The sequence below is a fragment of the Pantoea sp. SO10 genome (genome assembly GCF_005281435.1).
Classification (GTDB): Bacteria; Pseudomonadota; Gammaproteobacteria; order Enterobacterales; family Enterobacteriaceae; genus Pantoea; species Pantoea leporis.
Map to the genome: position 1 here is coordinate 469,604 of NZ_CP040096.1, position 23,178 is coordinate 492,781.

At 60.2% G+C, this 23,178-nt stretch carries 17 protein-coding genes and 1 riboswitch; of the genes, 13 read left to right on the forward strand and 4 right to left on the reverse strand.

Annotated elements, in window-relative coordinates; all coding sequences use genetic code 11:
• The first annotated feature begins 10 nt into the window (after nt 1-10).
• The 4 genes from FCN45_RS21665 to FCN45_RS21680 all read left to right on the forward strand — a co-directional run bounded on the left by FCN45_RS21665 (nt 11) and on the right by FCN45_RS21680 (nt 4,119).
• A complete protein-coding gene (locus FCN45_RS21665; RefSeq protein WP_137387229.1) occupies nt 11-931 on the forward strand; it encodes an ABC transporter permease in 921 nt (306 codons plus the stop codon).
• Nucleotides 931-1,797, forward strand: coding sequence for an ABC transporter permease (locus tag FCN45_RS21670; RefSeq protein ID WP_137387230.1), 867 nt, complete (start codon nt 931-933; stop codon nt 1,795-1,797). Before FCN45_RS21665 ends, FCN45_RS21670 begins: the two co-directional genes overlap by 1 nt.
• Nucleotides 1,794-2,738 carry an ROK family protein gene (locus FCN45_RS21675; RefSeq protein WP_137387231.1) on the forward strand — a complete coding sequence of 315 codons (945 nt, stop codon included), beginning with the start codon at nt 1,794-1,796 and terminating at the stop codon, nt 2,736-2,738. Before FCN45_RS21670 ends, FCN45_RS21675 begins: the two co-directional genes overlap by 4 nt.
• A 148-nt stretch (nt 2,739-2,886) precedes the next feature.
• Nucleotides 2,887-4,119 (forward strand): MFS transporter, encoded by a 1,233-nt coding sequence (locus tag FCN45_RS21680; RefSeq protein WP_101761051.1) that lies wholly within the window; start codon nt 2,887-2,889, stop codon nt 4,117-4,119.
• Between the two features lie 104 nt (nt 4,120-4,223).
• Here FCN45_RS21680 and FCN45_RS21685 read toward each other — a convergent pair whose 3' ends face one another.
• The gene (locus FCN45_RS21685) at nt 4,224-5,105 is read right to left on the reverse strand and encodes a LysR family transcriptional regulator (protein WP_137387232.1); all 882 of its coding nucleotides are present in this window, start codon (nt 5,103-5,105) and stop codon (nt 4,224-4,226) included.
• Nucleotides 5,106-5,228: 123 nt separating this feature from the next.
• Here FCN45_RS21685 and FCN45_RS21690 point away from each other — a divergent pair, with 123 nt between their 5' ends.
• Nucleotides 5,229-5,954 (forward strand): pirin family protein, encoded by a 726-nt coding sequence (locus FCN45_RS21690; RefSeq protein ID WP_137387233.1) that lies wholly within the window; start codon nt 5,229-5,231, stop codon nt 5,952-5,954.
• A gap of 129 nt (nt 5,955-6,083) precedes the next feature.
• On the opposite strand, the gene FCN45_RS21695 is transcribed toward FCN45_RS21690, so the two are convergent.
• Nucleotides 6,084-6,521 (reverse strand): 6,7-dimethyl-8-ribityllumazine synthase, encoded by a 438-nt coding sequence (locus FCN45_RS21695; RefSeq protein WP_007891239.1) that lies wholly within the window; start codon nt 6,519-6,521, stop codon nt 6,084-6,086.
• Nucleotides 6,522-6,696: 175 nt separating this feature from the next.
• A riboswitch (TPP riboswitch) is annotated at nt 6,697-6,816 on the forward strand.
• A 129-nt stretch (nt 6,817-6,945) separates the two neighbouring features.
• Here FCN45_RS21695 and FCN45_RS21700 point away from each other — a divergent pair.
• From FCN45_RS21700 to fepB, 8 genes are all read left to right on the forward strand, one after another.
• Nucleotides 6,946-7,890: an FAD-dependent oxidoreductase gene (locus tag FCN45_RS21700; protein ID WP_137387234.1), complete on the forward strand. Its 945-nt coding sequence runs from the start codon at nt 6,946-6,948 to the stop codon at nt 7,888-7,890.
• Nucleotides 7,874-8,071, forward strand: a complete 198-nt coding sequence (gene thiS, locus FCN45_RS21705) for a sulfur carrier protein ThiS (RefSeq protein WP_110866723.1) — start codon at nt 7,874-7,876, stop codon at nt 8,069-8,071. Before FCN45_RS21700 ends, thiS begins: the two co-directional genes overlap by 17 nt.
• 3 nt (nt 8,072-8,074) lie before the next feature.
• On the forward strand, nt 8,075-8,833 hold the full coding sequence (locus tag FCN45_RS21710; protein ID WP_137387235.1) for a thiazole synthase: 759 nt from the start codon (nt 8,075-8,077) through the stop codon (nt 8,831-8,833).
• 11 nt (nt 8,834-8,844) lie between these two features.
• A complete protein-coding gene (locus FCN45_RS21715; RefSeq protein WP_137387236.1) occupies nt 8,845-9,810 on the forward strand; it encodes a HesA/MoeB/ThiF family protein in 966 nt (321 codons plus the stop codon).
• Nucleotides 9,807-10,523, forward strand: a complete 717-nt coding sequence (locus FCN45_RS21720) for an ABC transporter ATP-binding protein (protein ID WP_137387237.1) — start codon at nt 9,807-9,809, stop codon at nt 10,521-10,523. Before FCN45_RS21715 ends, FCN45_RS21720 begins: the two co-directional genes overlap by 4 nt.
• Nucleotides 10,507-11,241: an ABC transporter permease gene (locus tag FCN45_RS21725; protein WP_137387238.1), complete on the forward strand. Its 735-nt coding sequence runs from the start codon at nt 10,507-10,509 to the stop codon at nt 11,239-11,241. The genes FCN45_RS21720 and FCN45_RS21725 overlap by 17 nt, the downstream gene beginning before the upstream one ends.
• Nucleotides 11,242-11,250: 9 nt before the next feature.
• On the forward strand, nt 11,251-12,180 hold the full coding sequence (locus FCN45_RS21730) for an ABC transporter substrate-binding protein (RefSeq protein WP_137387239.1): 930 nt from the start codon (nt 11,251-11,253) through the stop codon (nt 12,178-12,180).
• A gap of 198 nt (nt 12,181-12,378) precedes the next feature.
• A complete protein-coding gene (gene fepB, locus FCN45_RS21735; RefSeq protein WP_137387240.1) occupies nt 12,379-13,329 on the forward strand; it encodes a Fe2+-enterobactin ABC transporter substrate-binding protein in 951 nt (316 codons plus the stop codon).
• Here fepB and entS read toward each other — a convergent pair.
• The gene (entS, locus tag FCN45_RS21740) at nt 13,326-14,588 is read right to left on the reverse strand and encodes an enterobactin transporter EntS (protein WP_137387241.1); all 1,263 of its coding nucleotides are present in this window, start codon (nt 14,586-14,588) and stop codon (nt 13,326-13,328) included. The genes fepB and entS overlap by 4 nt on opposite strands.
• Before the next feature lie 105 nt (nt 14,589-14,693).
• Nucleotides 14,694-23,087, reverse strand: coding sequence for a non-ribosomal peptide synthetase (locus tag FCN45_RS21745; protein WP_137387242.1), 8,394 nt, complete (start codon nt 23,085-23,087; stop codon nt 14,694-14,696).
• Between the last annotated feature and the right edge of the window lie 91 nt (nt 23,088-23,178).

Here is a 23,178-nt window from a genome sequence, read left to right on the forward strand (position 1 = left end):
CTGATGTGATATGAAAGCGTACGTCGCAAAAAAGGTGCTTTCGCTGCCGTTAATCATTTTCGGCGTGTCGATTATCGTGTTTATCGCCATCCGCGCGCTGCCGGGCGATCCGGCGCGGCTGATGGCGGGACCGGAAGCACCGCAGGAAGCGGTGGACAGTATGCGCGTGCGGCTGGGGCTCGATCAGCCGCTGCCGCTGCAATATGTCAGGTTCGCGGCGGAAGCGCTGCACGGTAACCTTGGCTTGTCGTTGCAGTCGCAGCGTCCGGTGATGACGGAGATCAGCGAGCGTTTGCCGTACACCTTATCGCTGGCGGCGCTGGCGTATCTGCTGGCGATTGCGATAGGTGTTCCGGCGGGCATGACCGGCGCCATTTATCGCCAGCGGATTCCGGATCAAATCGTGATGGTGCTGACCATTGCCGGTGCGTCGATTGCCAACTTCTGGCTGGCGCTACTGGCGATGAATTACTTCGCGGTCGAGTTGGGCTGGTTACCGCTGCTGGGCGCCGATTCGTGGAAAAACTACATCATGCCCACGGTTACGCTGGCAATCCTGCCGATGGCGATGATCGCCCGCATGACGCGTTCCAGCATGCTGGATGTGCTGAGTCAGGATTACATCCGTACCGCCAGAGCCAAAGGATTATCTTCCGCCAGCATTAACTGGAAGCATGCGCTGCGAAATGCACTGATCCCGATTGTCACCATTGTGGCGCTTAATTTCGGCAGCCTGATTGGCGGCGCGGTGGTCACTGAATCGGTGTTCAATTGGCCGGGTATTGGCCGCTTGCTGGTGGATTCGGTGCGCTACCGCGATTATCCGGTGATTCAGGGTGTGACGCTGGTGGCCGTTACCGGCGTGGTGCTGATGAATCTGGTAGGCGAAATCCTGATTGGCTTGCTCAATCCCAAAATAAGGTTCGACTGATGAACAGCATTGATACTTCCGTGCTGCCGCCGCGTTCGCGCAGCCGACACCTGATCAGCACTTTACTGGCAAACCCGTCCATTGCCATCGGCGGTGCGTTAGTGCTGCTGGTGGTGCTCGCCGCCGCGCTGGCCCCGCTAATTACCCATTGGGATCCGGTGGAGCAGGATCTGCTCAACACCTTGCAAGCGCCGTCGGCCGCGCACTGGTTTGGCACCGACGATTATGGCCGCGATATTTTTTCGCGCGTGATTTACGGCGCGCGTATCACGCTGTTTGAAGTGAGCCTCAGCGTCGCAATCTCCATGGTGATCGGTATTCCGCTCGGCATCATTTCCGGCTTAGCGGGACGCAAGATGGATGCGCTGATCATGTGGGTAATGGATATCATCTTCGCCTTTCCCGGCATCGTGCTGGCGATTTTGATCGTTAGCGTGCTCGGCGAAGGACTGACCAATATGCTGATCGCCATTTCGCTGTTTTCGATTCCGGTGTATGCGCGTCTGAGCCGCAACCTGACGCTGGGCCTGAAGAACATGGAGTACATCGAAGCGGCGCATATGCTCGGGGTGCGCTATCCGCGCATCATTACGCACTACATTCTGCGCAACTCAATTGGACCGCTGATTGTGCAATCCACGCTGACGGCGGGCGCGGTGGTGCTGTCCGCCGCCAGTTTGTCCTTCCTCGGTTTAGGCGTGCAGCCACCGATGCCGGAGTGGGGCACCATGATGAGCGATGGGCGCAACTTCCTCGGCCTGAATATTTATGTGTCACTCTTCCCCGGATTGGCGATTTTGATTACCGTGCTGGGCTTCAATGTGTTGGGCGACGGTTTGCGTGATGTGATGGATAAACGTTTATGAGAAGACAATCTGCGGTGATTTGCCTCGATCTGGGCGGCTCTTTTATCAAGCTAGGCGTGATGAATGCGCAGGATCAATTAATCCTGCTCGATCAGCACAAAATTCCGGCTACCAGCTGGGACGATTTCACCGCGCTGGTTAGTCGTATGATAGCCCAGCATCACCTGCAGTTTACCGCCAGCAGCCCGGTTGCGATCTCCACCGCGGGCATTGTGGCACCCGACTCTGGCGAGATATTTGCCAGCAATATTCCCGCGTTTCACCAGCGCAGTTTGGCGAACGAGTTGGGTGCGCTGCTGCAACGCCAGGTTATTGTGCATAACGATGCCGACTGCTTCACGCTGGCGGAAGCGCTGGCGGGCGCGGGAAAAGGTCACAAAGTGGTGTTTGGCGCGATTCTGGGTTCGGGCGTTGGCGGCGGATTGGTGGCAGATGGCCGCATCATCACCGGGCAAAACGGATTGACCGGCGAATGGGGACATGGGCCGATCACGTTAACCGAAGTGGAGATTGATGGCGTCACGCGACGACTGCCGCGTAAGGCGTGTCCATGCGGGCAAAAGGGCTGTCTCGACAGCTACGGCGGTGCGCGCGGGCTGGAAAATCTGCATCAGACGTTGCATGACCGCACGGCGAGCAGCGTTGAGATCATCGAATGCTGGCAGCAGCAGGATGCGCTGGCGCAGCAAACCGTTCAGGCATGGCTGCAAATTGTCGGTCAGCCGCTGGCATACACCATCAATATCACCGGCGCGTCGCGCGTGGCGGTGGGCGGCGGATTGGCATCGGTGGCTCCGCTGATCGCGGCGTTAGATGAGGTGGTGCAGGGTTACGTATTACGCCGCACCTCACATCGTCTGGTGGTGCCAGGTGAGTTCGCGCATCACGGCGGCATGATGGGCGCAGCGCTGTTGGCGCTGCAGAATACGCATACTCCGTAGCGGCGCGATTTATCGCGCAATGAATTGCGCCGCTACGGAAGCGGGATTTTGCGCTATCATAAGCCGCTCACTCTGCTCAGTCCTGACGATGATTGTTTAAGGCAATCACGATCCTGACTGAGTTCTTCACTTGCGGTTCGGAAAACTCATGTCATCAGTACAACCCCAACTTACTCAGCTGCCGGATGAGGCATCGCTGCCGCGTCAGAGCGTGCTAAAAGCTTTGTTCGCGCTCGGCACCGGCGGCTTTGCCATTGGTACCGGCGAATTCGTCATCATGGGACTGCTGCCCGATGCAGCCAAAGGTCTCAACGTATCGATCCCCTCGGCCGGGCATCTCATCAGCATCTATGCGCTGGGCGTGGTAATTGGTGCGCCGCTGCTGGCGGTGCTGGGCGCGCGCGCTTCACGTCGTAATTTCCTGATGACGCTAATGGGCCTGTTCGCCGCCGGCAACCTGCTGAGCGCCATAGCGCCGGGATACTACTCGATGCTGCTGGCGCGTTTCCTCGCCGGTTTCCCACATGGCACCTTCTTCGGCGTGGCGGCGCTGGTCGCAGCCGGTTTGGTTGAACGGCGCAAACGCGCGCAAGCGGTCTCGATGGTGCTGTTCGGCCTGACCATCGCCAACTTACTCGGCGTGCCCGCCGTCACCGCTATCGGCCAATGGTTTGGCTGGCGCGATGCCTTCGCCATTGTCGGCGGTCTGGCGCTGGTGACCTTGCTGCTGATCTGGCTGTGGGTGCCAAACGTGGCAGGCGACAAAAATGCCAGCCCGCTGCGCGAATTGTCGGCGCTGACGCGCAAACAGGTTCTGCTGACGCTGGCGATTGGCGCGGTGGGCAGCGGCGGTTTGTTTTCGGTGTTTAGCTACGTGAAGCCGACCATGACCGAACTGGCGCAGATGCCGGTGAGCTGGATCCCGGCGGTGCTGGCGTTGTTTGGTTTAGGCATGATCATCGGTAACATCGCCGGCGGTCGTCTGGCCGATCGCGGCATTGAAAAGACTATCCGCATTTTGCTGATCTGGTCATTTTTGGTGCTCAGCGCCTTCGTATTTGCCGCGCATTATGCGCTGGCTGGTGCCATCAACGTCATGCTGGTGGGCACCATGGTGGCGCTGGCGGCGGTGTTGCAGATCCGTTTGATGGATGTCGCCGGAGATGCGCAAACCATGGCGGCAGCAATGAACCATTCGGCGTTTAACCTCGCTAACGCGCTTGGTGCATGGCTGGGTGGCGTGACCATTTCCGCTGGTCTGGGATGGCAATCCACCGGTTGGGTAGGCGCGATTCTGGCGGTGTTGGGTCTGCTGATCCATGCGGTGGCGATGCGCGATGCACGTCGTAAATCGATTACCTTCGCGCACGAAAGTCATTAACACCCAACCTACCGTTGCGGCGCGATATATTACGTATTGCCGGGATGGGCACATTGCCGCCCTTGATATGCGCAATAGATCGTGCCGCAACGGGTAATTAATTTTTACGCCAACTTCTGCTGCAAAAATGTCATAAACACCCGATTGATCTCACTGCGCTGACGGTGCTGCGGATAGAGCGCATTAAGATGGAGCGAGGTCGGCTGCCACTCTTCCAGCACCTTCACCAGCTCACCGCTCGCCAGCGCTGGCGCCACAATAAACTCTGGCAGCATAATCAGACCCAATCCGGCCACTGCTGCGTCGCGCAGCATTTCCCCGTTATTACTCACCATCGGCCCATGCACACTAATCACTTTGCGCTGGTCGCCGTTAAACAGTTCCCAGCCGGTCTGGCTTTCGCGCCCGTAGCGCAGACATAAATGCTCGCTCAACTCCTCTGGCGTTCGCGGTGCGCCTGCGCCTGCGCCCTGCAGGTATGACGGGCTGCCGCAGATCACGCGGCGAAACTCGCCCAGTCGCCTGGCGATCAAACTCGAATCTGGCAGCGTACCGATGCGAATCGCCATATCAAATCCTTCACCCACCATATCGACATGCCGATCCGCCAGTTCAACCTGAAACTGCAAACCCGGATGCTGGCTGAGAAACTCGGCAATAAACGGCGACAAATGGCTGATACCAAACGACATCGGCACGCTCAGGCGGAAGCTGCCCTGCAGCACCTGACGACGCCCCGATACCGCCAGCTCGGCTTCCTGCACATCATCAAGAATGCGCTGCGCGTGCTGCGCAAACAGCTGGCCGTTATCGGTTACCGACAACTTCCGCGTGTTGCGATTCAGCAGGCGCGCGCCAAGCGACTCCTCCAGCGCGGCGATGCGGCGGCTGACATACTGCTTCGACAGCATCAGCTGTTCGGCCGCAGCGGTGAAGTTACCGGCTTTGATAACGGCAACATAAATACGGAGATCTTCAATCTGCATATTGTCCACTTATCGGTGACAGTCATTGTCATTATGACGCATTGTTAGGCAAATCAGTTTACGTATACTTGTTTGCAACGGGAAGGGCAATCGCCCCCCAACAGCAAATTTGAGGAGCAGACCATGATTGAACAACGCCTGTCAGAACAACGCGGAGTGGGTGACCACGGTTGGTTGAATTCGCATCATACGTTCTCTTTTGCCAGTTACTGGGATCCAAAACAAACCGGCTTCTCAGACTTGCTGGTGATCAATGATGACCGCGTTGCACCGGGTCGCGGTTTTGGTGCGCATCCGCACAACAACATGGAGATTATCTCCTACGTGCTGGAAGGCGCGCTGGAGCATAAAGATTCCATGGGCACCGGTTCGGTGATTGTGCCGGGTGATGTGCAGCTAATGAGCGCCGGCAGCGGCGTCACGCACAGCGAGTTTAACCACTCGAAAACGGACAACGTGCACTTCCTGCAGATCTGGATTGTGCCTGGCGAACGTAATTCGCCTCCCGGTTATCAACAGATTTCAGTGTCGGAACGTGACAAACGCGGTCAGCTGCGCCTGATTATTTCGCCGGCAGGGGATAACGGTTCACTCAGCGTGCGTCAGGATATTCGCGTTTATGCCGGATTGTTCGACGGTGTCGAGCAGCAAACCTTCGCGTTGGATGGCGATCGTTACGCCTATATTCACGTGGCACGCGGCAGCATCGAAGTGAACGGCGTGAAGTTCAAAGAGGGCGACGGTGCACGCGTTCGCAACGAAAGCGCGCTGCAGTTTGCTAACGGTGATGATGCGGAAGTGCTGGTGTTTGATCTGCGTCCGCTGGAAGTGAATCATCCACAGCGTTAATGACGAATAGCTGATACTTTATTCGTAAGACTATTTTACGAGATGATTAGCACTATTCTGAAAATGAGCCGTTGAAGGTCATCATAAATAAAAAGGGAGCGCCTGAAGAGGTGCTCCCTTTTTAATGCATCAATCAATCGACAAATTATGGATCGCTAACACCGCGCGTGCCGCTTCTTTGCCTTTCTTAATAAAATGCTCGGTATAGAAGTTTTCAATCACATCAACCGGCTGGAAGTTATGTGGCGTTAATGAAACGGAGAACACCGGTACGTTGGTGGTCAGCTGCACATTCATCAAGCCATCAACCACCGCAGCGGCAACGAAATCATGGCGATAGATACCGCCGTCAACCACCAGCGCAGCGCAGACGATCGCATCGTATTTGCCGGTTTCGGCCAGACGCTTAGCCAGCAGCGGCATTTCAAATGCGCCAGGCACTTCCAGCACTTTTAATTGTGCTTCTACGGATTGATCGGCTAATTCTTTTTCAAAACCCACCAGGGCATTATGGACAATTTCTTTGTGCCAGCCGGCTTTAATAAATGCAATTTTAATATTGTTCATGGTTATTCCGACATCACCTGTAATGTTTTCTTGCGCATAAAATAATGTGTTTGTATACCATATGTTACGTTTGTGATCCACAAAGCCTAAGTAGCGATAAATGCCGTGATGCTAAATGCCACGTAAAGCATCCGGTTATTCCGCGCTTGACGGCGACCATCGCCTGCAATACAAATAGACGCGTCGGGGGAGTCTCGCCAAAGAGACTGAGAGGCTAATAGCGCACTGCGCGGTTTAGCGACCCTTTGAACCTGACCCAGTTGATACTGGCGTAGGAAGACTGACAGTCTTGTTTTTTGGGCTGTCTGGCGCTCAAACAATCTCGATGGACGCGCCATTTCCCTTCTCCTGTATCTGCGGGTCTCAGCTAACACTGAGAGGCCGATGTGAATTCCCCCTGTTTGAACATCCTGGAACCGGCGCTGTGAGCCGCTGGAGCGTGCTTGGCTGCGGCGTGGCGGGCCTATGCGTAGCCACTTTGCTGGCGGAACGCGGTGAAGGCGTTGAGGTGATGGGCGATGACGCGCGCCGCCCGGCATCGTGGTTTGCTGGCGGCATGCTAGCGCCCTGGTGTGAAGCCGAAAGCGCGCCGCGCGATGTTATCACTCTTGGGCAACACGCCGCCGCGTGGTGGCAACAGCGCGTCAGCAGCGTCGAGCATCAGGGCACGTTGGTGGTTGCGCCGCCGCGCGATAGCCTGGAACTCAATCGTTTCGCCCGCATGACCGAGCAGCATCAATGGGTCGATCCCGCCAACATTGAACCGGCGCTGGAAGGGCGCTTTGCGCGCGGTCTGTTTTTCGCCGGGGAAGCGCATCTCGATCCGCGTCTGGCGTTGCAGGAGATGCGTGACGCGCTGATCGCGCGCGGCGTGTCATTCAGCAATCACGCGCCGAGCGGCCAGATTATCGATTGTCGCGGCATCCACGCCGCGCCGCATCTGCCGCGCCTGCGTGCGGTGCGCGGCGAGATGCTGATTTTGCACAGCGATGAAGTGCAGTTTTCCCGCCCGATTCGTCTGCTGCATCCGCGTTTTCCCTGCTATCTGGTGCCGCGTCGCGGCGGCCACTTTATGCTCGGCGCCACCATGATTGAGAGCGACGATGCCAGCGCCATCAGCGCGCGCGCCATGATGGAGTTACTCAGCGCCGCCTATGCCATCCATCCCGCCTTAGCCGAAGCGCGCGTGATTGAGAGCGGTAGCGGGCTGCGTCCGGCCTATCCGGCGAATCTGCCGGAAATCCACTATCACAATCACACTTTTTATCTCAACGGCATGTATCGCCACGGTTTTCTGCTGGCGCCAATGCTGGCAGAGCAGCTGATGCAACGCATTTCTGGGGAACTCAACAATGAATATTCAGCTTAACGGCCGCGCCATCAGCACCCAGGCAACAAGCCTGAGCGAATTGCTGATCGAGCAGCAAATTGATGTGGCCTGCGTCGCCACCGCCTACAACGGTGCGTTTGTGCCAAAAAGCCAGTACGACACGCAGCGGCTGGATGAAGGTTGCCAGCTCGAAGTGCTGTCACCGATGCAGGGAGGTTAAGCGATGTTTTACGATTTTGAACCGCAATCACGCTTCCTGCTCGGCACCGCCGGTTATCCTTCGCCCGCCATTTTGCAGCAGGCGATTGCCGCCTCCGGCACCGACATCATCACCGTCAGTTTGCGGCGCGAAGGCGCGGCGGGCGCGGCATTCCGCGAACTGCTGACTGGGCTCAACATCCGCGTGTTACCGAATACCGCCGGTTGTCACACGGTAAAAGAGGCCGTCACCACCGCGCACATGGCGCGCGAACTGTTCAACACCGCGTGGATCAAACTGGAAGTAATCGGCCATGCCGACACGCTGCAACCCGATCCTTTCGCGCTGGTGGAAGCCGCGCGCATCCTCAGCGCAGAGGGTTTTCAGGTATTTCCGTACACCACCGAAGATCTGATCGTTGGCGAAAAGCTGCTGGCGGCGGGTTGCGAACTGTTGATGCCGTGGGGCGCGCCGATTGGTTCCGGCCAGGGTTTGCGCAACATCGATGGCCTGCGCGCCATGCGTGCGTGGTTCAGCGACATCCCGCTGATCATTGATGCGGGCATTGGCGCGCCGTCGCAGGCGGCGCAGGCGATGGAGATGGGCTTCGATGGCATTTTGCTCAACACCGCCGTCGCCAAAGCCGGCGATCCAGTCGGCATGGCCCACGCCTTCCGGCTGGCGATTGAAGCCGGACAGGCCGCGCGCGCTGCCGGACTGATGGAGAAGCGCGATATGGCAGCCGCGTCCACGCCGATCTTCGGTCTGGCAAATCTGAGTTGAGGCAGCCAACTATGCAACGTTATCAACGCCAGATGATGCTGGCGGAAATCGGCGAGGCAGGGCAGCAGAAACTGCTCGACGCGCGCGTGCTGGTGGCGGGCGCGGGCGGATTAGGCGCCACACTCCTGCCGCAGCTGGTGGGCGCGGGGGTCGGCTATATTCGGCTGTATGACGACGATGTGGTGGCGCTGCATAACCTGCATCGGCAAACGTTGTTTACTGAGAAGGATATTGACCAGCCCAAAGTGCTGCGCGCGCAGCACGCGTTGCAGCAGCGCAATCCGCAGGTGCAAATCGAGGCGCTGCAGCAGTCGCTGAGCGCCAGTAATCTGCAGCAGGCGCTGGCGGGATGCGATCTGGTGATCGATGCCGCCGATAACTTTGCCGTCACCTACCAACTTTCCGATGCTTGCATGCAGGCAGGCATGCCGCTGATCAGCGCCTCGGTGCTGGGGCGGCAAGGTTACGTCGGCGGATTCTGTGGCGGCGCCCCGAGCTATCGCGCGTTGTTCCCGCGCTTGCCGTCATCGGCCGCGAACTGCAACACCGCAGGCGTGATGGGCCCGGCGGTGGCAACGCTTGGCGCGATGCAGGCGCAGATGGCGCTCAACGTACTGCTGGAATTACAGCCTTCACCGCTCGGTTGTCTGGTGAATTGCGATTTTGTGAACTGGCACTTCCGCCAGTTCCGCTTTGATGATGCTGAAGAGCCGGAATATGTGGTGCCGTTTATCGACCTGCAAATGCTGGCCGCCGATGACTGTATTGTCGAACTGCGCAGCTATGAAGAAGCGCCGGTCAGCGTGGCGGATGGCGTTGAGCGCATCTTGCCGCAGGCGATCGCCGCGTGGCAGCCGCCCGCCCAGCAGCGCATCGTGCTGGTGTGCGCCAGCGGCATCCGTGCCGCGCAGGCCGCTAACGCGCTGGCGCAGCGCGGATTTCACCAGTTGGCGATTCTGGCGGCCAATCGCCCATGAATCAGGACATTCTGTTCAACGATGTGAGCTTTAGCTGGGGCGATAAACCGCTGTGTCAGCGGCTGAATCTGCACCTGCGCGGTGGCAAAACCACGGTAATGCTGGGACGCAGCGGCATCGGCAAAAGTACGCTGCTGCGGTTGGTGGCCGGTTTACTCCAACCGCAGCAGGGCGCGGTGCGGGGCTTGAGCGGCAACGTGGCGTGGATGGGCCAGCAGGATCTGCTGTATCCGTGGCTGACGGTGCTCGACAACGTGATGCTGTCGGCGCGGCTCAGCGGCGACAAGCCGGATCGCCCGCGTGCGCTGGCGCTGCTCGAGCAGGTAAAACTCAGCGACGTGGCGCATGCACCCCCGCATCAACTCTCCGGCGGCATGCGGCAACGCGTGGCGCTGGCACGCACGCTTTATGCGCAGCGCGACGTGGTGCTGATGGATGAACCCTTCGCCACGCTGGATGTGATGACCAAACTCAGTTTGCAAACGCTGACCGCCGGATTACTGCGGGGCAAAACTGTGCTGCTGGTGACGCACGATCCGCTGGAAGCGTGCCGCATGGCCGATGACATTCTGCTGCTGCAAGGCCAGCCGCTGACTATCGAAAGCTGGCCGGTTGCTGGCGGTGACGTGCCGCGTCCGTTTGATCATCCCGACGTCCTGCAGGCGCAGGCGCAACTCTTCTCCCGACTGAATACCCATGAAAACAGTGTTTAGCGCGATCTACCTGATCGTGGTGCTGCTGTGCGGCTGGTTACTGGCGTGTCACAGCGGCGTGCCGAGTTTCCTGCTGCCCACGCCACAGGCGGTGCTGGAGGCGCTGTGGCAGCATCGTCAACTGCTGTGGCATCACGCGCTCTATACGCTGGCGGAAATCGTGCTGGCGCTGCTGTTGGGCGTCGGCGCGGGCGTGACGCTGGCGGTGCTGATGGCCGCCAGTTCGCTGCTGCGTCGCGTGCTGTTTCCGCTGGTCACCGCCAGCCAGGCAATTCCGGTGTTTGCCCTCGCGCCGCTGCTGGTGCTGTGGCTTGGCTTTGGTATCGCGTCGAAAGTGGTGGTGGCGGCTTTGATCCTGTTCTTCCCGCTGTGCTTGTCACTGTTTGATGGGCTGTGCCGTACGCCGGTCGGCTGGCTGGAGCTGGCGCAAACCTCCACGTCATCGCGTTTCCGCATCTTCTGGCGCGTGCGCTGGCCCGCCGCGTTACCGCAGTTTTTCTCCGGCCTGCAGATGGCGGTGGTGTTGGCCCCGATTGGCGTGGTGATTGGCGAATGGGTCGGCGCCAGCGAAGGGCTCGGCTATCTGATGATGCAATCCAACGCGCGACTGGAAACCGCCACCAGCTTCGCGGCGCTGCTGCTGTTACTGATTATGGCGCTGCTGCTTTCGGGCAGCGTGGCGCTGATGCGCAAGAAAATCCTCTGGCAATCTACATAAGGAAATACCGTGAAAACCCTACGAATGGCATTGACCGCGTTGCTGCTGCTGGCGACCGCTAACGTGCAGGCGGCGGAGAAAGTTCGCCTGCTGCTTGACTGGTTTATCAACCCCAATCACGCGGCGATTTTTGCTGCCCAGCATAGCGGCGCGTTTAAGAAAGAAGGGCTGGATGTCGAGATGATCGCGCCCGCCGATTCCGCTTCCGTGCCGCTGCTGCTGGCGGCGGGCAAAGTCGATCTCGCCATCAGCTATCAGCCGCAGCTCTACACGCTGGTGGATAAAGAGGTGCCGGTGATCCGCGTCGGCACCTTGATCAATCAGCCGCTGAACACGCTGACCACGGTGTCAGACGATATCCACTCGCTGAAGGATTTCGCTGGCAAAACCATCGGCTACGCGGTGCCGGGCACCGAAGACGTGGCGATCCGCAATATGCTAAAAGCGCAGGCCGTTGATGCTGACTCGGTGAAGCTTATCAACCTGAATATGGATGGCACCTCCGCGTTGCTAACGCACAAGATTGATGGCGCGATGACCATCTTTCGCAACTATGAGCTGCTGGATCTGGAAGACAAAGGCGCGCAGCCAACGGTGTTCAAGCCGGAAGATTACGGCGTGCCTGCTTATGATGAGTTGATCATCCTTGCAAACCAGAAAACTGCCGCGCAGGACAAACGCATTCCGGCGTTTTTACGTGGCCTGGATGCCGGCGTGGCGTGGCTACGCGCGCATCCGCAGGAAGCGTGGCAGGCGTTTATCGAAAAATATCCCGAGCTGGATACGCCGCTCAATCACGAGGCGTGGCAGGCCACGCTGCCATATTTTGCCGCGCACAGTGCGGCGTTTGATCGGACGCGCTATCAGGCGTTTGGTGAGTATATGAAGGGTAATGGTGTGATTAAGGCTGTGGCGCCGATGGCGCGATATTCGTTGTAGGTTGGTGTAGTTTGTCCCTCACCCCAGCCTTCTCCCGCGCGCGGGAGAGGGGGCCTAACATCCGCGCCATCTAACCATTCCCTCTCCCGCCTGCGGGAGAGGGTTAAGGTGAGGGGAAACCACGCACAATTTCCCTTGCACCTACACTTATTTTTGATAATGATATTTATTCTCAACTATCAAGTGATGGACAACCTGATGCGTTTCCCCGCTCTTTCTCTGCTGCTTAGCCTGTTTTTCATCTGCACCCATGTTCACGCCAACGCAACCTGGCCGCGCACTATCTCCACACCGAAAGGCCCCTTCACGCTGCAACAGCCGCCGCAGCGCATTGTCTCGACCAGCGTTACGCTGAGTGGCACTTTGCTGGCAATTAACGCGCCGCTGGTTGGCTCCGGCGCCACCAGTCGCAATAGCAGCGTATCGGATGTGCAGGGCTTTTTTACGCAATGGAGCGCGGTGGCCAAAGTGCGTCAGGTTAAACCGCTCTATATCTCGCAGCCGAATGCCGAAGCGATTGCCGCCGAAGCACCGGATTTGATCGTGATTGCCGCCACCGGCGGCGATTCGGCGCTGCGCCTCTACGATCAGCTGCAAACCATCGCGCCGGTGTTAGTGATCGACTATGGCGATAAGAGCTGGCAGGCATTGACCCTGCAGCTGGGCGAGATTACCGGCCATGAAGCTGATGCCAATAAGGTGATTGCAGCGTTCGAAAAACGGGTTGAAACAGTGCGTCACAAGATTACGCTGCCGCCGCAGCCGACCTCTGCGCTGGTCTATTACGAAGATGGACGTGGAATGAATTTGTGGACGCCAGCATCGGCGCAGGGCGCGCTATTACAGGATTTGGGCTTTACGCTGGCCGCGCCGCCCGCCAGTTTTCAGGGCAGCACCAGCATGGGTAAGCGCAATGACATTATTCAGCTGAACGGCGAAAACATGGCCGATGGCATCACCGGTAACACGCTTTTGCTATTCGCTGCTGATGAGAAAACCGTGCCGCAGGTGGCGAAGAATCCGTTCCTCGCCCATCTGCCGGCGGTACAGCAGCACGACATCTTTGCCGTGGGTAACGATACTTTTCGTCTCGATTACTACAGCGCCAGCAATATGCTCAGCAGCATCGAGCGGCAGTTTACCCGTTAAGCCTCTGCGGTGGCGGGCTGCGGCGCGTCCGGTTGTTCACTGAGGCGCGCCGAGCGCAGGCCGCGCGCCGCCAGCGACAACAGCACCAGCAATCCCGCCGCCAATCCGCCAAACCACAGCACGCTGCTCAACGGTGCCAGCACGCGTGCCAGCGCGCCTAAACCCAATGCACCGACCGAATCGCCGGTCACATCCTGCGCGGTGCCGAGGCTGTTGACGCGTCCCAGCAGCGCATCCGGCGTGTGGTGCTGCGTCAGCATAAACTGCAATAGCGAGGCGATGGCGTTGCTGTAGCCGTAACACACCAGCGCCAGCAGTGCGGGCAGCAGATGGCTGTAAAGACCGAGCGAGGCGATGCAGGCAAATGCCAGCAGCGCACAGCCCATCAGCACCCATCCCGGACGTGTTAACTGCCGCACCCAGCCGCTGGTAAAAGCACCGATCATCGCACCCAGCGGCACCGCCGAGTACATCAATCCTAATGCGGATGCATCGGCGTGATAGGTCAGCGCCAGCGCCGGGAACAGAATACGCACCGCGCCAACCATGCTGAGCAGCAAGCCAACCAGCACCACCGCGCCCACCACTTTATGCTGGCAGACAAACTGCATGCCGCTCGCCAGCGCGCGCAGCGGATGCTCCGGCTCCTGTTGTTCGGGCTTCATCGACGGTAAACGCACCAGCGGAATCAGCGTTGCTAGCGTACCAATCGCGGCGACCGCAAACGCCCACCCGACACCCGCCGCAACGATGATCATGCCGCCGAGCGCGGGCGACAAAATCGCGCCGAGGCGCACCGTTAGCATACTGAGCGCACCGGCTTCCGCCAGATGTTCACGTCCGACGATTAGCGGGATCACTGCCATTAGCGCAGTCATGCCGAGCGCGCCAAAGAAGCCATCCCAGAAGGCGAGGAAGTAGAGCGCCAGCAATGAAGGCGCTGGGCTGAAGGCGTTGAGGCTGAGCAGCACAAAGCCGATGCCGCAGGTGCCGCGCGCGAACAGGATTAGTTTGCGGCGATCGTAGCGATCGGCCAGCACGCCGCCGAGCAGCAGGCCGACGAACATGCCGATGCCGTCGAGCATTACCGCCACGCCAACCTGCAGCGTGGAGCCGGTCATCGCCTGAATTTGCACTGGTACGCCAACCGCCAGCATGCCAAGGGCGAATACCGAGAGCATGCGCGCGCAGAATATCGCGCGGAACGATGCATTGTTTTTAAGCAAACTGAAATCTAGGAATATCGAGGGCTTAGCCATAAATCTCCAACGGTGAATCACATTTGCATCACCCGTAGCGGCGCAACTTATTGCGCGTTTTTTGTCAAAACGCGATGAATCGCGCCGCTACGGTATGTGCCTTAATTAACGCCGAGCTAACAAACGGTTTATCAACGGTCCCAGCACCTGCAACGAATCTGCTGAAAGAATATCGGCGTGTTCGCAATCCAGCGGGAAGATCGTCAATTCATCAACGAACGGTGCCCAACTGGCGCGCACATCCATCTCCGGCGGCAGCGTTTTCTCGGCCATAAACAGCGTGGCGTGGCCGGCATAGCGCGGCGTTCGCGCTTCAGCCAGGCGTGCGACGGCGTCTTTGTAGTTCGCGACGATGGTGCTAAACATCGCTGCCTTCTCTTCACGCAGTAGCGGATCGCGCTCATCCTCGGTGGCAGCCATAAACTCGGCCTGCTCACGCGCCACTTCCTGTTCCGCTTCATCGGCATCCGGCGTGCGCCAGTCCTGACCTTCTGCCGGATAGGTATCCAGCAGGCCAAGAAATGACACCGTTTCACCCTGCGCCTGCAAACGTGCCGCAATGCCTTGCGCCAGCGTGCCGCCGAGTGAATAGCCGAGCAGGAAATACGGACCGCTCGGCTGCTGCTGGCGTATCGCCTGCAGATGGCGTTCGTACATCGCCTCCACGCTGTGACAGGCAGCAATCACGCCATTTGGCCGCGGCGATTGCAGGCCGACAATCGGGAAGTCGCCGTCGAGATAGTGCAGCAGGGCGCTGTACTGCCAGGCGAAGCCGGATGCCGGATGGATGCAGAACAGCGTCGGGCCGTGACCGGCGCGCAGCGGCAGCAGTTCGCCGTTGCCACCGCTTTCACTGTTGGCACCGCCGTCAAGCAGCGCCGCCAGCTTCTCCACGCTGCGCGCGGCGATGATCTGCCCGACGCTGAGCGGCGGCACCTCACGACGACGCAGTTCCGCCGCCAGACGCATCGCCAGCAGCGAATGACCACCGAGCGCGAAGAAGTCGTCATCGGCAAACACGCTGTCGCAACCAAGCAGCTGCTGGAACAGATCCGCCAGCAAACGCTCGTTGGCGCTGTGCGGCAGGCGGCCGCTGCGCGCGCTGAGCTGCGGCATCGGTAGCGCTTTACGATCCAGCTTGCCGTTGGCGCTGAGCGGCAGATGGTCGAGCAGCAGATAGCTGACCGGCTGCATATGCGCCGGCAGACGTTCGCCGAGCTGCTGCTTCACCGCGTCGATATCCAGCGCCACGCCCGTTTCGGCCACCAGCCAGCCGAGCAGCTGACGGTTATCGACGCCCGGCGTGGCGTGCTGCGTCAGCGCGCGCGCCGCCACCACCGCCTGCGCCACGCCCGGCAGCGCCACTAGCGCCTGTTCGATTTCGCCCGGCTCGATACGCTGTCCACGCATTTTTAGCTGATCGTCGCTGCGGCCGAGATACTCCACCGCGCCGTCGGCGCGCCAGCAGGCGATATCGCCGGTGCGATACATGCGCTCGCCTTCGGCAAACGGCGCGGCGACAAAGCGCTGTGACGTAAGGTCGGCGCGATGCAAATAGCCATCGGCCAACTGCACGCCGCTGAGATAGAGATCGCCCGGCACGCCAACCGGTACCGGTCGCAGCAGGCTATCGAGAATATGCAGCTGCGTGTTCCACACCGGACGACCAATCGGCACGCCCGGCCCGTTAAGGCCTTCCAGCGCGCTGCCGCTGGCCGGTTGCCAGGTGACATCGACGGCGGCTTCGGTTGGGCCATACAGATTGTGCAGCGGCGCGGCGATCATCTCCTGATAGCTGCGCGCCAGGTCGCACGCCAGCGCTTCACCGCTGCAGAATACGCGGCGCAGCGTTGGGCAAGCTTGCTCGGTTTGCGCGGCGAGATGGCCGACAAAGGCCGCTAACATCGAGGGCACGAAGTGCAGGGTGGTCACGCGATAATCGTCGATCAGCTGCCACAGCGCCTGCGGATCGCGATGCGCTTCCGGCGGCGCCATCATCAGCTGCGCACCGGTCATCAGCGGCCAGAAAAACTCCCACACCGATACATCAAAGCTGCACGGCGTCTTCTGCAACACTACATCGTCGGCGCGCAGCGGATAGCTGGCCTGCATCCAGCGCAGGCGGTTGACGATGGCGCGCTGATTCACCACCACGCCTTTTGGTTTACCGGTTGAGCCCGAGGTGTAAAGCACGTAAGCCGGGCGACTGGCGTCCGCCTGCGGCAAAGGATGGCGCGGCTGAATGTGTTCACCGGCTAAACCATCAAACATCATCAGCGTGCCAAACGTGGCAAAGCGGGTTTCCAGCGCGGATTCGGTGATCAGCACCCACGGCCGCGCATCTTCCACCATGTAAGCCAGACGCTCATCGGGATAACCGATATCCAGCGGCAAGTACGCCGCGCCCGCCTGCAGGATGGCAGTGAGCGCAATGCTGAGACGCACCGAGCGCGGCAGCGCCACGGCGACGATATCGCCTGGCATCACGCCCGCTTCAATCAGGCGATCCGCCAGCAGCGCGGCCTGACGCTGCATTTCGCCGTAGCTTAGACGATGATCCACATCCATTAGCGCCAGCGCGTCCGGCGTGCGCGCCGCCTGCTGGGCAATCGCCTGCTGCAGGGTTTCATTTTCCAGCTGAACGCCGGTGTTATTCACCCAGGCGAGCAGCGATTGCTCGGCCAGCGTTTGCAATTTCCACTGCGTCAGCGGCAGATCCGGCGTGCTGACCAACTGTTGCAGCAGCAGTAACAGCCGCTCGGCCAGACGTTCCGGCTCGCTAACGCAGTCGCGATACTCCATCAGCAGCGTCAGCTGTTCGCCCGGCAGCACCAGCAGCGTCAGCGGATAGTGCGTGTAACCGCGATTATGGATCGCTTCGCAGCGTACCGCGGCTTTGGCATCCAGCAGCGTTTGGTTGTCCGGATAGTTCTCCACCACCAGCAAGGTATCGAACAGCGTACCGGCGCCGACCAACTGCTGAATCTCGGCGAGACCAAGGCAATCCTGCTCAATCAGCTGGATTTGCTGCGCCTGATGATCGGCGAGCTGCGCCAGTAACGGACGCTGATGATCGAAGCGCACGCGCACCGGCAGCGTGTTGCTGAACAGGCCAACGTGCTGATCGATGCCGTCAATCTGACCAAAACGGCCAGAAACCGGCGCACCAAACACCACGTCTTGCTGGCCGCTGGCGACCGACAGCAGCAAGCCCCACAATCCCTGCATCACGGTGTTCAGGGTTAAGCCGCGCGCCCGGCATAGCGCATAGAGTTCCCGCTCCAGCGTGGCATCCAGCGTAATGCGCTTTTCGTTGACCGCGCTGTCGGCGGCCTGCGGATAAAGCAGCGTCGGACGCACGTCTTTCAGGCAAGCTTGCCACTGCTGACGCGCTTCATGGCTGTCGCGCTGGCTGAGCTGACGCACGATGTCGGCGTAGCTGCTGCTGTGCGCGGACAAAGTTTGCTGACGCAGCGCGCTGAGCAGATCGTTGAGGATCACCGGCGTTGACCAGCCATCCACCACCAGATGATGCGCGTTGAGCAGCAGCGTCCAGCGCGCGCCATCGCGATGGGCGATCAGTGTGGCGTGCAGCATGATCGGCTGGCTAAACAGATCCTGCGCCAGCGCCTGATGTTCCAGTGCCAGCATCTCCTCTTCCTCGCCCAACTGAAGCAGCGTCAGCGGCCAGTGCAATTCGCCTTCCGGTATCAGCTGCAGCGGTTGCAGGCTGAGTTCGGCGTCGAAGCGCGCCGCCAGCTGCGGATGACGCTGTAACACCTCGTCGAGCGCGGTTTGTACCGCTGCGGGGCTGATATCGCCGCTCAGTGTCAGGCGGGTTAACGAGTTATAGCTGCCTTGCTGCGCGGTGGTTTGCGCGTGGAACAGCAAACCTTTCTGCAGCGGCAATAGCGGCAGCGCATGGCTAAACGCACCGTGACGCGCATGCAGCTGTTGCAACAGCGCGTCATCGACACCTTCCAGCGCCACCTCGGCAGCCACCAGCGTGTTGGCGGCGTGCTGCGGTTGCTGCTGGGCCAGCACGATCAGCGCCTGCGCGGCAGCGGCCATTGCCTGATGTAAATCGGCAATCGCTTCGGCGTTGAGCACGCCGTTCGCCCAGCTCCAGTTCAGCGCCAGCTGCGCCGCGTTAGGCTGCTCCTCAACGAAGACGTTGAGCTCCAGCGCGTGTTGCAGCGGCAGCGCGTCATCCTGCAATACCGCGAAAGTGTCACGGAACTGTTGCGCGGTGCGCTGTGGCGTCCAGACACCGCTGCGTTGTGTGAAGCGCCCGAGGTAGTTAAACAACACCTGCGGCGCGTGTTGTGCCGCCAATTTTTCCAGCGTCACGCCGCGATGTGCATCGAGCCAGCGCAGCTGCCCGTAGCCAATACCGCGATCCGGCACCGCACGCAGTACCGCTTTCACCGCGCGTACGCACTCATTGAGCGGCGCATGTGGATTTTCTGGCAACGGCAGCAGCAGCGGGAATTCGGACGTCAGCCAGCCGACGGTGCGCGCCAGATCCTGCTGCGCATGTAGTTCGGCACGGCCATGCGATTCCAGCGTGACGCGCTGCTGTGCGCTGCCGTTGAGCTGGCGCAGAGCGAGGGTCAACAAGGTCAGCAGCAGCTCTTCGCTGGTGGCGCGATAGTACTGCGGCAGCGTGTTGAGCAGCGCGTGCGTGGTTGAGGCATCCAGCAGCGTGCGTTGATGCTGTTGGCGATCGCCGGACTGAATCGCCCGTTGCCCAACAAGCGGCAGCGGTTCCGTCAGCATCTGTTGCCAGAACGGTAACTCGCTGGCGCGCGCCGCAAGGTTCGCCAGCAGCGCGGCAGACCAGTCGTGCAGCGAGGTTTCCTCGGCGGGGATCACCAGCGGCGTGTTATTGAGCAGCGCGTCACCGGCCTGTTGCAGTTCTTCCAGCAATACGCGCCACGAGACGCCATCGACAATTAGGTGATGCAGCGTTAACACCAACCCACAGCTGGCGCCATCTTGCTGCAGCAGCGTGGCGTGCAGCAGCGCGCCGTTAGCCGGGTCGAGCGCCTCAGCATCCTGGCGGAACGCCCGTTCCGCTGCTTGGTCGCGGTCCTGCACCTCCAGCGCACGCACGCGGGCAGGGCGCGTCGTCAGCGCTTCGCCGACAATCAGCTGATCGCCGCGCGTAAAGGCGTTGAGCGCCGGATGCGCCTGCGCCAGCTGATCGATCAGTTGTTTTACCTGTGCGAGCTGCAACTGCGGCGGCACCGACAGCAGCACGCCGTGAGCAAAGCGCGCATTGATGCCCGCCTGGGCGTTGAACCAGTGCAGAATCGGCAAGCCGCCAATCGCGCCCTGTTGCGCGACGCGCGCGCCGGTGTGGTGTTGTGCCAGCGGCTGCAAACCCCGCGCCATGCGTGCAGCGGTACGTTCGGCAAAGATTTCGCGTGGACGCAACAGATAGCCAGCGCGACGCGCGGCGGTGCTGAGCCCCATTGCTGAGATGCTGTCGCCGCCGAGCGCGAAGAAATCATCTTCCGCGCCAACGCTCTCTAGCCCCAGCAGACTGGCAATCGCGTGGCAAATCAGCTGCTCCTGCGGCGTGCTGGCGGCGCGACTTTGACTTTGCTGCGCCTGTTGCGGCTTCGGCAACGCCTGACGATCAATCTTGCCATTAACGTTGAGCGGCAATTCGTCCAGCACCATCAACACCGCAGGCACCATGTAATCCGGCAGCTGCGTGGCGAGCTGCGCCAGCAAACGGGCGTTGAGATCGGCATCGGCGCGCAGCGCATCATCCTGCACCGAGCAGTAACCAATCAGGCGATGCGTGGCGCCCATTACTTCGGCGATCACCACGGCGGTGCTGACTTCCGGCAGCGCCACCAGCGCATTTTCCACTTCACCGAGTTCGACGCGGAAACCGCGCACTTTAATCTGGTGATCGGTACGGCCAATAAACGCCAGCTGTCCATCCTGACGCCAGCGCATCAGGTCGCCGCTGCGGTACATCACATCGCCGTCGCGGAAGGGATTAGCGACAAAGCGTCCGCTGGTGAGATCGGGACGACGCAGATAACCGCGCGCGATGCCGGTTCCGGCGATATACAGCTCGCCAGCAGAACCAATTGGCACCTGACGCAACTGGTTATCCAGCAAATAGACTTCGCTGTTGCCCACCGGACGACCAATCACCGGCTGCGGTGACGCCATGACGCTGGCACCGAGCGTATCGATGGTGTATTCCGATGGGCCGTAATAGTTGTGGATCTCCATCTGCTGCTGTTGCTGCATCAGCTTCCACAACGTTGGCGTGGCCGCTTCACCACCAATCATGACGAAAGAGGGACGATGGTTATCGGCTTCCAGCAGGCCGCTGTCGATCATCTGCGAGAAGAACGACGGCGTGATATCCAGCAAATCGACCGGCACCGCGTTCATCTGCTGAATCAGGCCCCACGCGTCGCGGCGCAGCTCTTCGTCGAAGATATTCAGCTCGCAGCCCATCAGCATGCAAAACAGCGGTTCCCATGAAGAATCGAACGAGAAGGAGGCGGTGTGACCGGCGCGCATGCGGCGCGGGCTGCTGGCGCTAAAGCGCGCAATCGCCGGGCCAAACAGATGCTCGCGGTGCGAAAGGAACAGATTGAGCAAACCTTGATGGGTGCTCATCACGCCTTTCGGGCGGCCGGTCGATCCTGAGGTGTAGATCATGTAGGCCAGATCGTCGCCGCACAGTTGGGTATCGGGTCGTGCGGTGGAAAGGGTGCTCAACGCAATCTGATCGATCAGCAGATGCGTTAACTCCGGCATTTGCGCCAGCGTGCTGGAGTGCGTCAGCAGCAGCTTCGGCTGCGCGTCATCGCACATCAGCGCCAGGCGTTCGCGCGGATAGTCGAGATCGAGCGGCATATAAGCCGCGCCGCTCGCCAGCACGCCGAACATCGCTACCAGCGAATCCACCGAGCGCGGAATGCCAATCGCCACCACGTCGTCTGCTTGTAAACCGCGCGCAATCAGCAGATGCGCCAGTTGCATCGCGCGATCGGCTAACTGGCGATAGCTCAGGCTGCGATCGCCGCACACCACCGCGGTTTGCTCGCCGTAGTGCTCAGCGGCTTGCAGCAGGATATCGACGATGGTGTGGGTATCGGCGGGCGGCACGATGGTTGGTCCGGTCGACCAGCGTTGCAGATCGATCTGTTCCTGTGGCGCCAGCAGTGACAGCGCGCCGATTTGCGTGTTGGCATCCGCCGCGAATTGCGTGAGCAAGTAGCTGATGCGCTCGGCGTGACGTTGTAGCGTTTGTGCCTCGTAGCGGCGCGGGTTTGCCACCAGCGTCAGCTGCAATGCGCCAGCGCGGAAGCCAACTTCGAACTCGAGATCGTCGACCGGGCCCATCGCCAGCGTGTGCGTTGGGGCTGCATGGCCATCGAATTGCAGATCGTCGTGGTAAACCTTGACGTTTATCACCGGACCATACAGTGCCTGGCTGCTGCCGACCAGACCAAGATCGCGGCGCAGCTGTTCCGCTTCATAACGCTGATGACGGCGCGCTTTGCGGATTTCGCCTTGCACCTGCTGCACCAGCATCGGCAAGGTCATCTCATCGCTGACGCTGAAAATCAGCGGCAACACGTTGACCACCGGACCGAGGGCAGAAATCGCCGCCGAACCCATGCGGCGCATAAACGGGAAGCCAATCGACAAACGTTGGCAATTACTGAAGCGCGCCAGATAGGCCACCAACAGCGCGCTGACGATATCGCCTTCGCTGCTGTCGGCGAGTGGTTGCTGCTGACGCAGCGTGGTCAGTTGCGGCAGCGTTACCTGACAGCTGATCGGGCGATCGCCGGGATCGCTGATGTTTTCACTGGCAAGCGTCAGGGTTTCCGGCAAATCCGCTGCGTAACTTTGCCAGTGGCTGGCGGAGCGGGCAAAAGCTGGCGAATCCTGCCACTGCTGAATCTCTTCAATCACCGTGGTGAACGGGGTAAACGGCGAGGGCGCGGGCGCTTCGCCGGCGCAAAGGGCGGCGTAGATCGCTGCGACGCGTTGAGTCAGCGCTTCAAAGCTGAAGCCATCTACCAGCAAATGGTGATAGCGCTGATACCACAGCCAGCTGCCGTCGCCGATGCGCATCAGCGCGTGACGATAGAGCGGTTTGTCGCCGTCGGCGGGCAGATCGGCAGCGAGATCGGCCTGCATCAGTTTGTGCGCCTGGCTGCTGGCATCGCCGCGCTGGCTGAAATCGTGCCATTCCGGCGCGACCGGCGCTTGTGCACCAAACCACTGCGCCGGATTGCCCTGCTCATCCAGGCCGAAGCGCGCCTGCACGGTATCGGCTTCCGCCATTGCCTGCTGAATGGCGCTGTCCAGCGCCGCGCGATTGATGTCGCCGTGCAGCACGCTGTAGTGCGCCACGGTAAATTGATTGCGCTGCTGCGCAATGCTGTCAGCGATCCAGATGCCGGGCTGCGCCGCGACTAACGGATAAGGTTGGTTGAACGTTGCCAAAGGACAATTCCTGTCTAATTCCCGTCATCCTTCAAGCTGCAGCCGCGTTGGCTGCATGCGTTCACCCCAGTCACTTACTTCAGTAAGCTCC

Excerpts from the sequence above, each read along its gene's own strand:
- FCN45_RS21665 (WP_137387229.1), top strand. The coding sequence starts at position 11 with ATGAAAGCGTACGTCGCAAAAAAGGTGCTTTCGCTGCCGTTAATCATT.
- FCN45_RS21670 (WP_137387230.1), top strand. The coding sequence starts at position 931 with ATGAACAGCATTGATACTTCCGTGCTGCCGCCGCGTTCGCGCAGCCGA.
- FCN45_RS21675 (WP_137387231.1), top strand. The coding sequence starts at position 1,794 with ATGAGAAGACAATCTGCGGTGATTTGCCTCGATCTGGGCGGCTCTTTT.
- FCN45_RS21680 (WP_101761051.1), top strand. The coding sequence starts at position 2,887 with ATGTCATCAGTACAACCCCAACTTACTCAGCTGCCGGATGAGGCATCG.
- FCN45_RS21685 (WP_137387232.1), bottom strand. The coding sequence starts at position 5,105 with ATGCAGATTGAAGATCTCCGTATTTATGTTGCCGTTATCAAAGCCGGT.
- FCN45_RS21690 (WP_137387233.1), top strand. The coding sequence starts at position 5,229 with ATGATTGAACAACGCCTGTCAGAACAACGCGGAGTGGGTGACCACGGT.
- FCN45_RS21695 (WP_007891239.1), bottom strand. The coding sequence starts at position 6,521 with ATGAACAATATTAAAATTGCATTTATTAAAGCCGGCTGGCACAAAGAA.
- thiS (WP_110866723.1), top strand. The coding sequence starts at position 7,874 with ATGAATATTCAGCTTAACGGCCGCGCCATCAGCACCCAGGCAACAAGC.
- FCN45_RS21710 (WP_137387235.1), top strand. The coding sequence starts at position 8,075 with ATGTTTTACGATTTTGAACCGCAATCACGCTTCCTGCTCGGCACCGCC.
- FCN45_RS21715 (WP_137387236.1), top strand. The coding sequence starts at position 8,845 with ATGCAACGTTATCAACGCCAGATGATGCTGGCGGAAATCGGCGAGGCA.
- FCN45_RS21720 (WP_137387237.1), top strand. The coding sequence starts at position 9,807 with ATGAATCAGGACATTCTGTTCAACGATGTGAGCTTTAGCTGGGGCGAT.
- FCN45_RS21725 (WP_137387238.1), top strand. The coding sequence starts at position 10,507 with ATGAAAACAGTGTTTAGCGCGATCTACCTGATCGTGGTGCTGCTGTGC.
- fepB (WP_137387240.1), top strand. The coding sequence starts at position 12,379 with ATGCGTTTCCCCGCTCTTTCTCTGCTGCTTAGCCTGTTTTTCATCTGC.
- entS (WP_137387241.1), bottom strand. The coding sequence starts at position 14,588 with ATGGCTAAGCCCTCGATATTCCTAGATTTCAGTTTGCTTAAAAACAAT.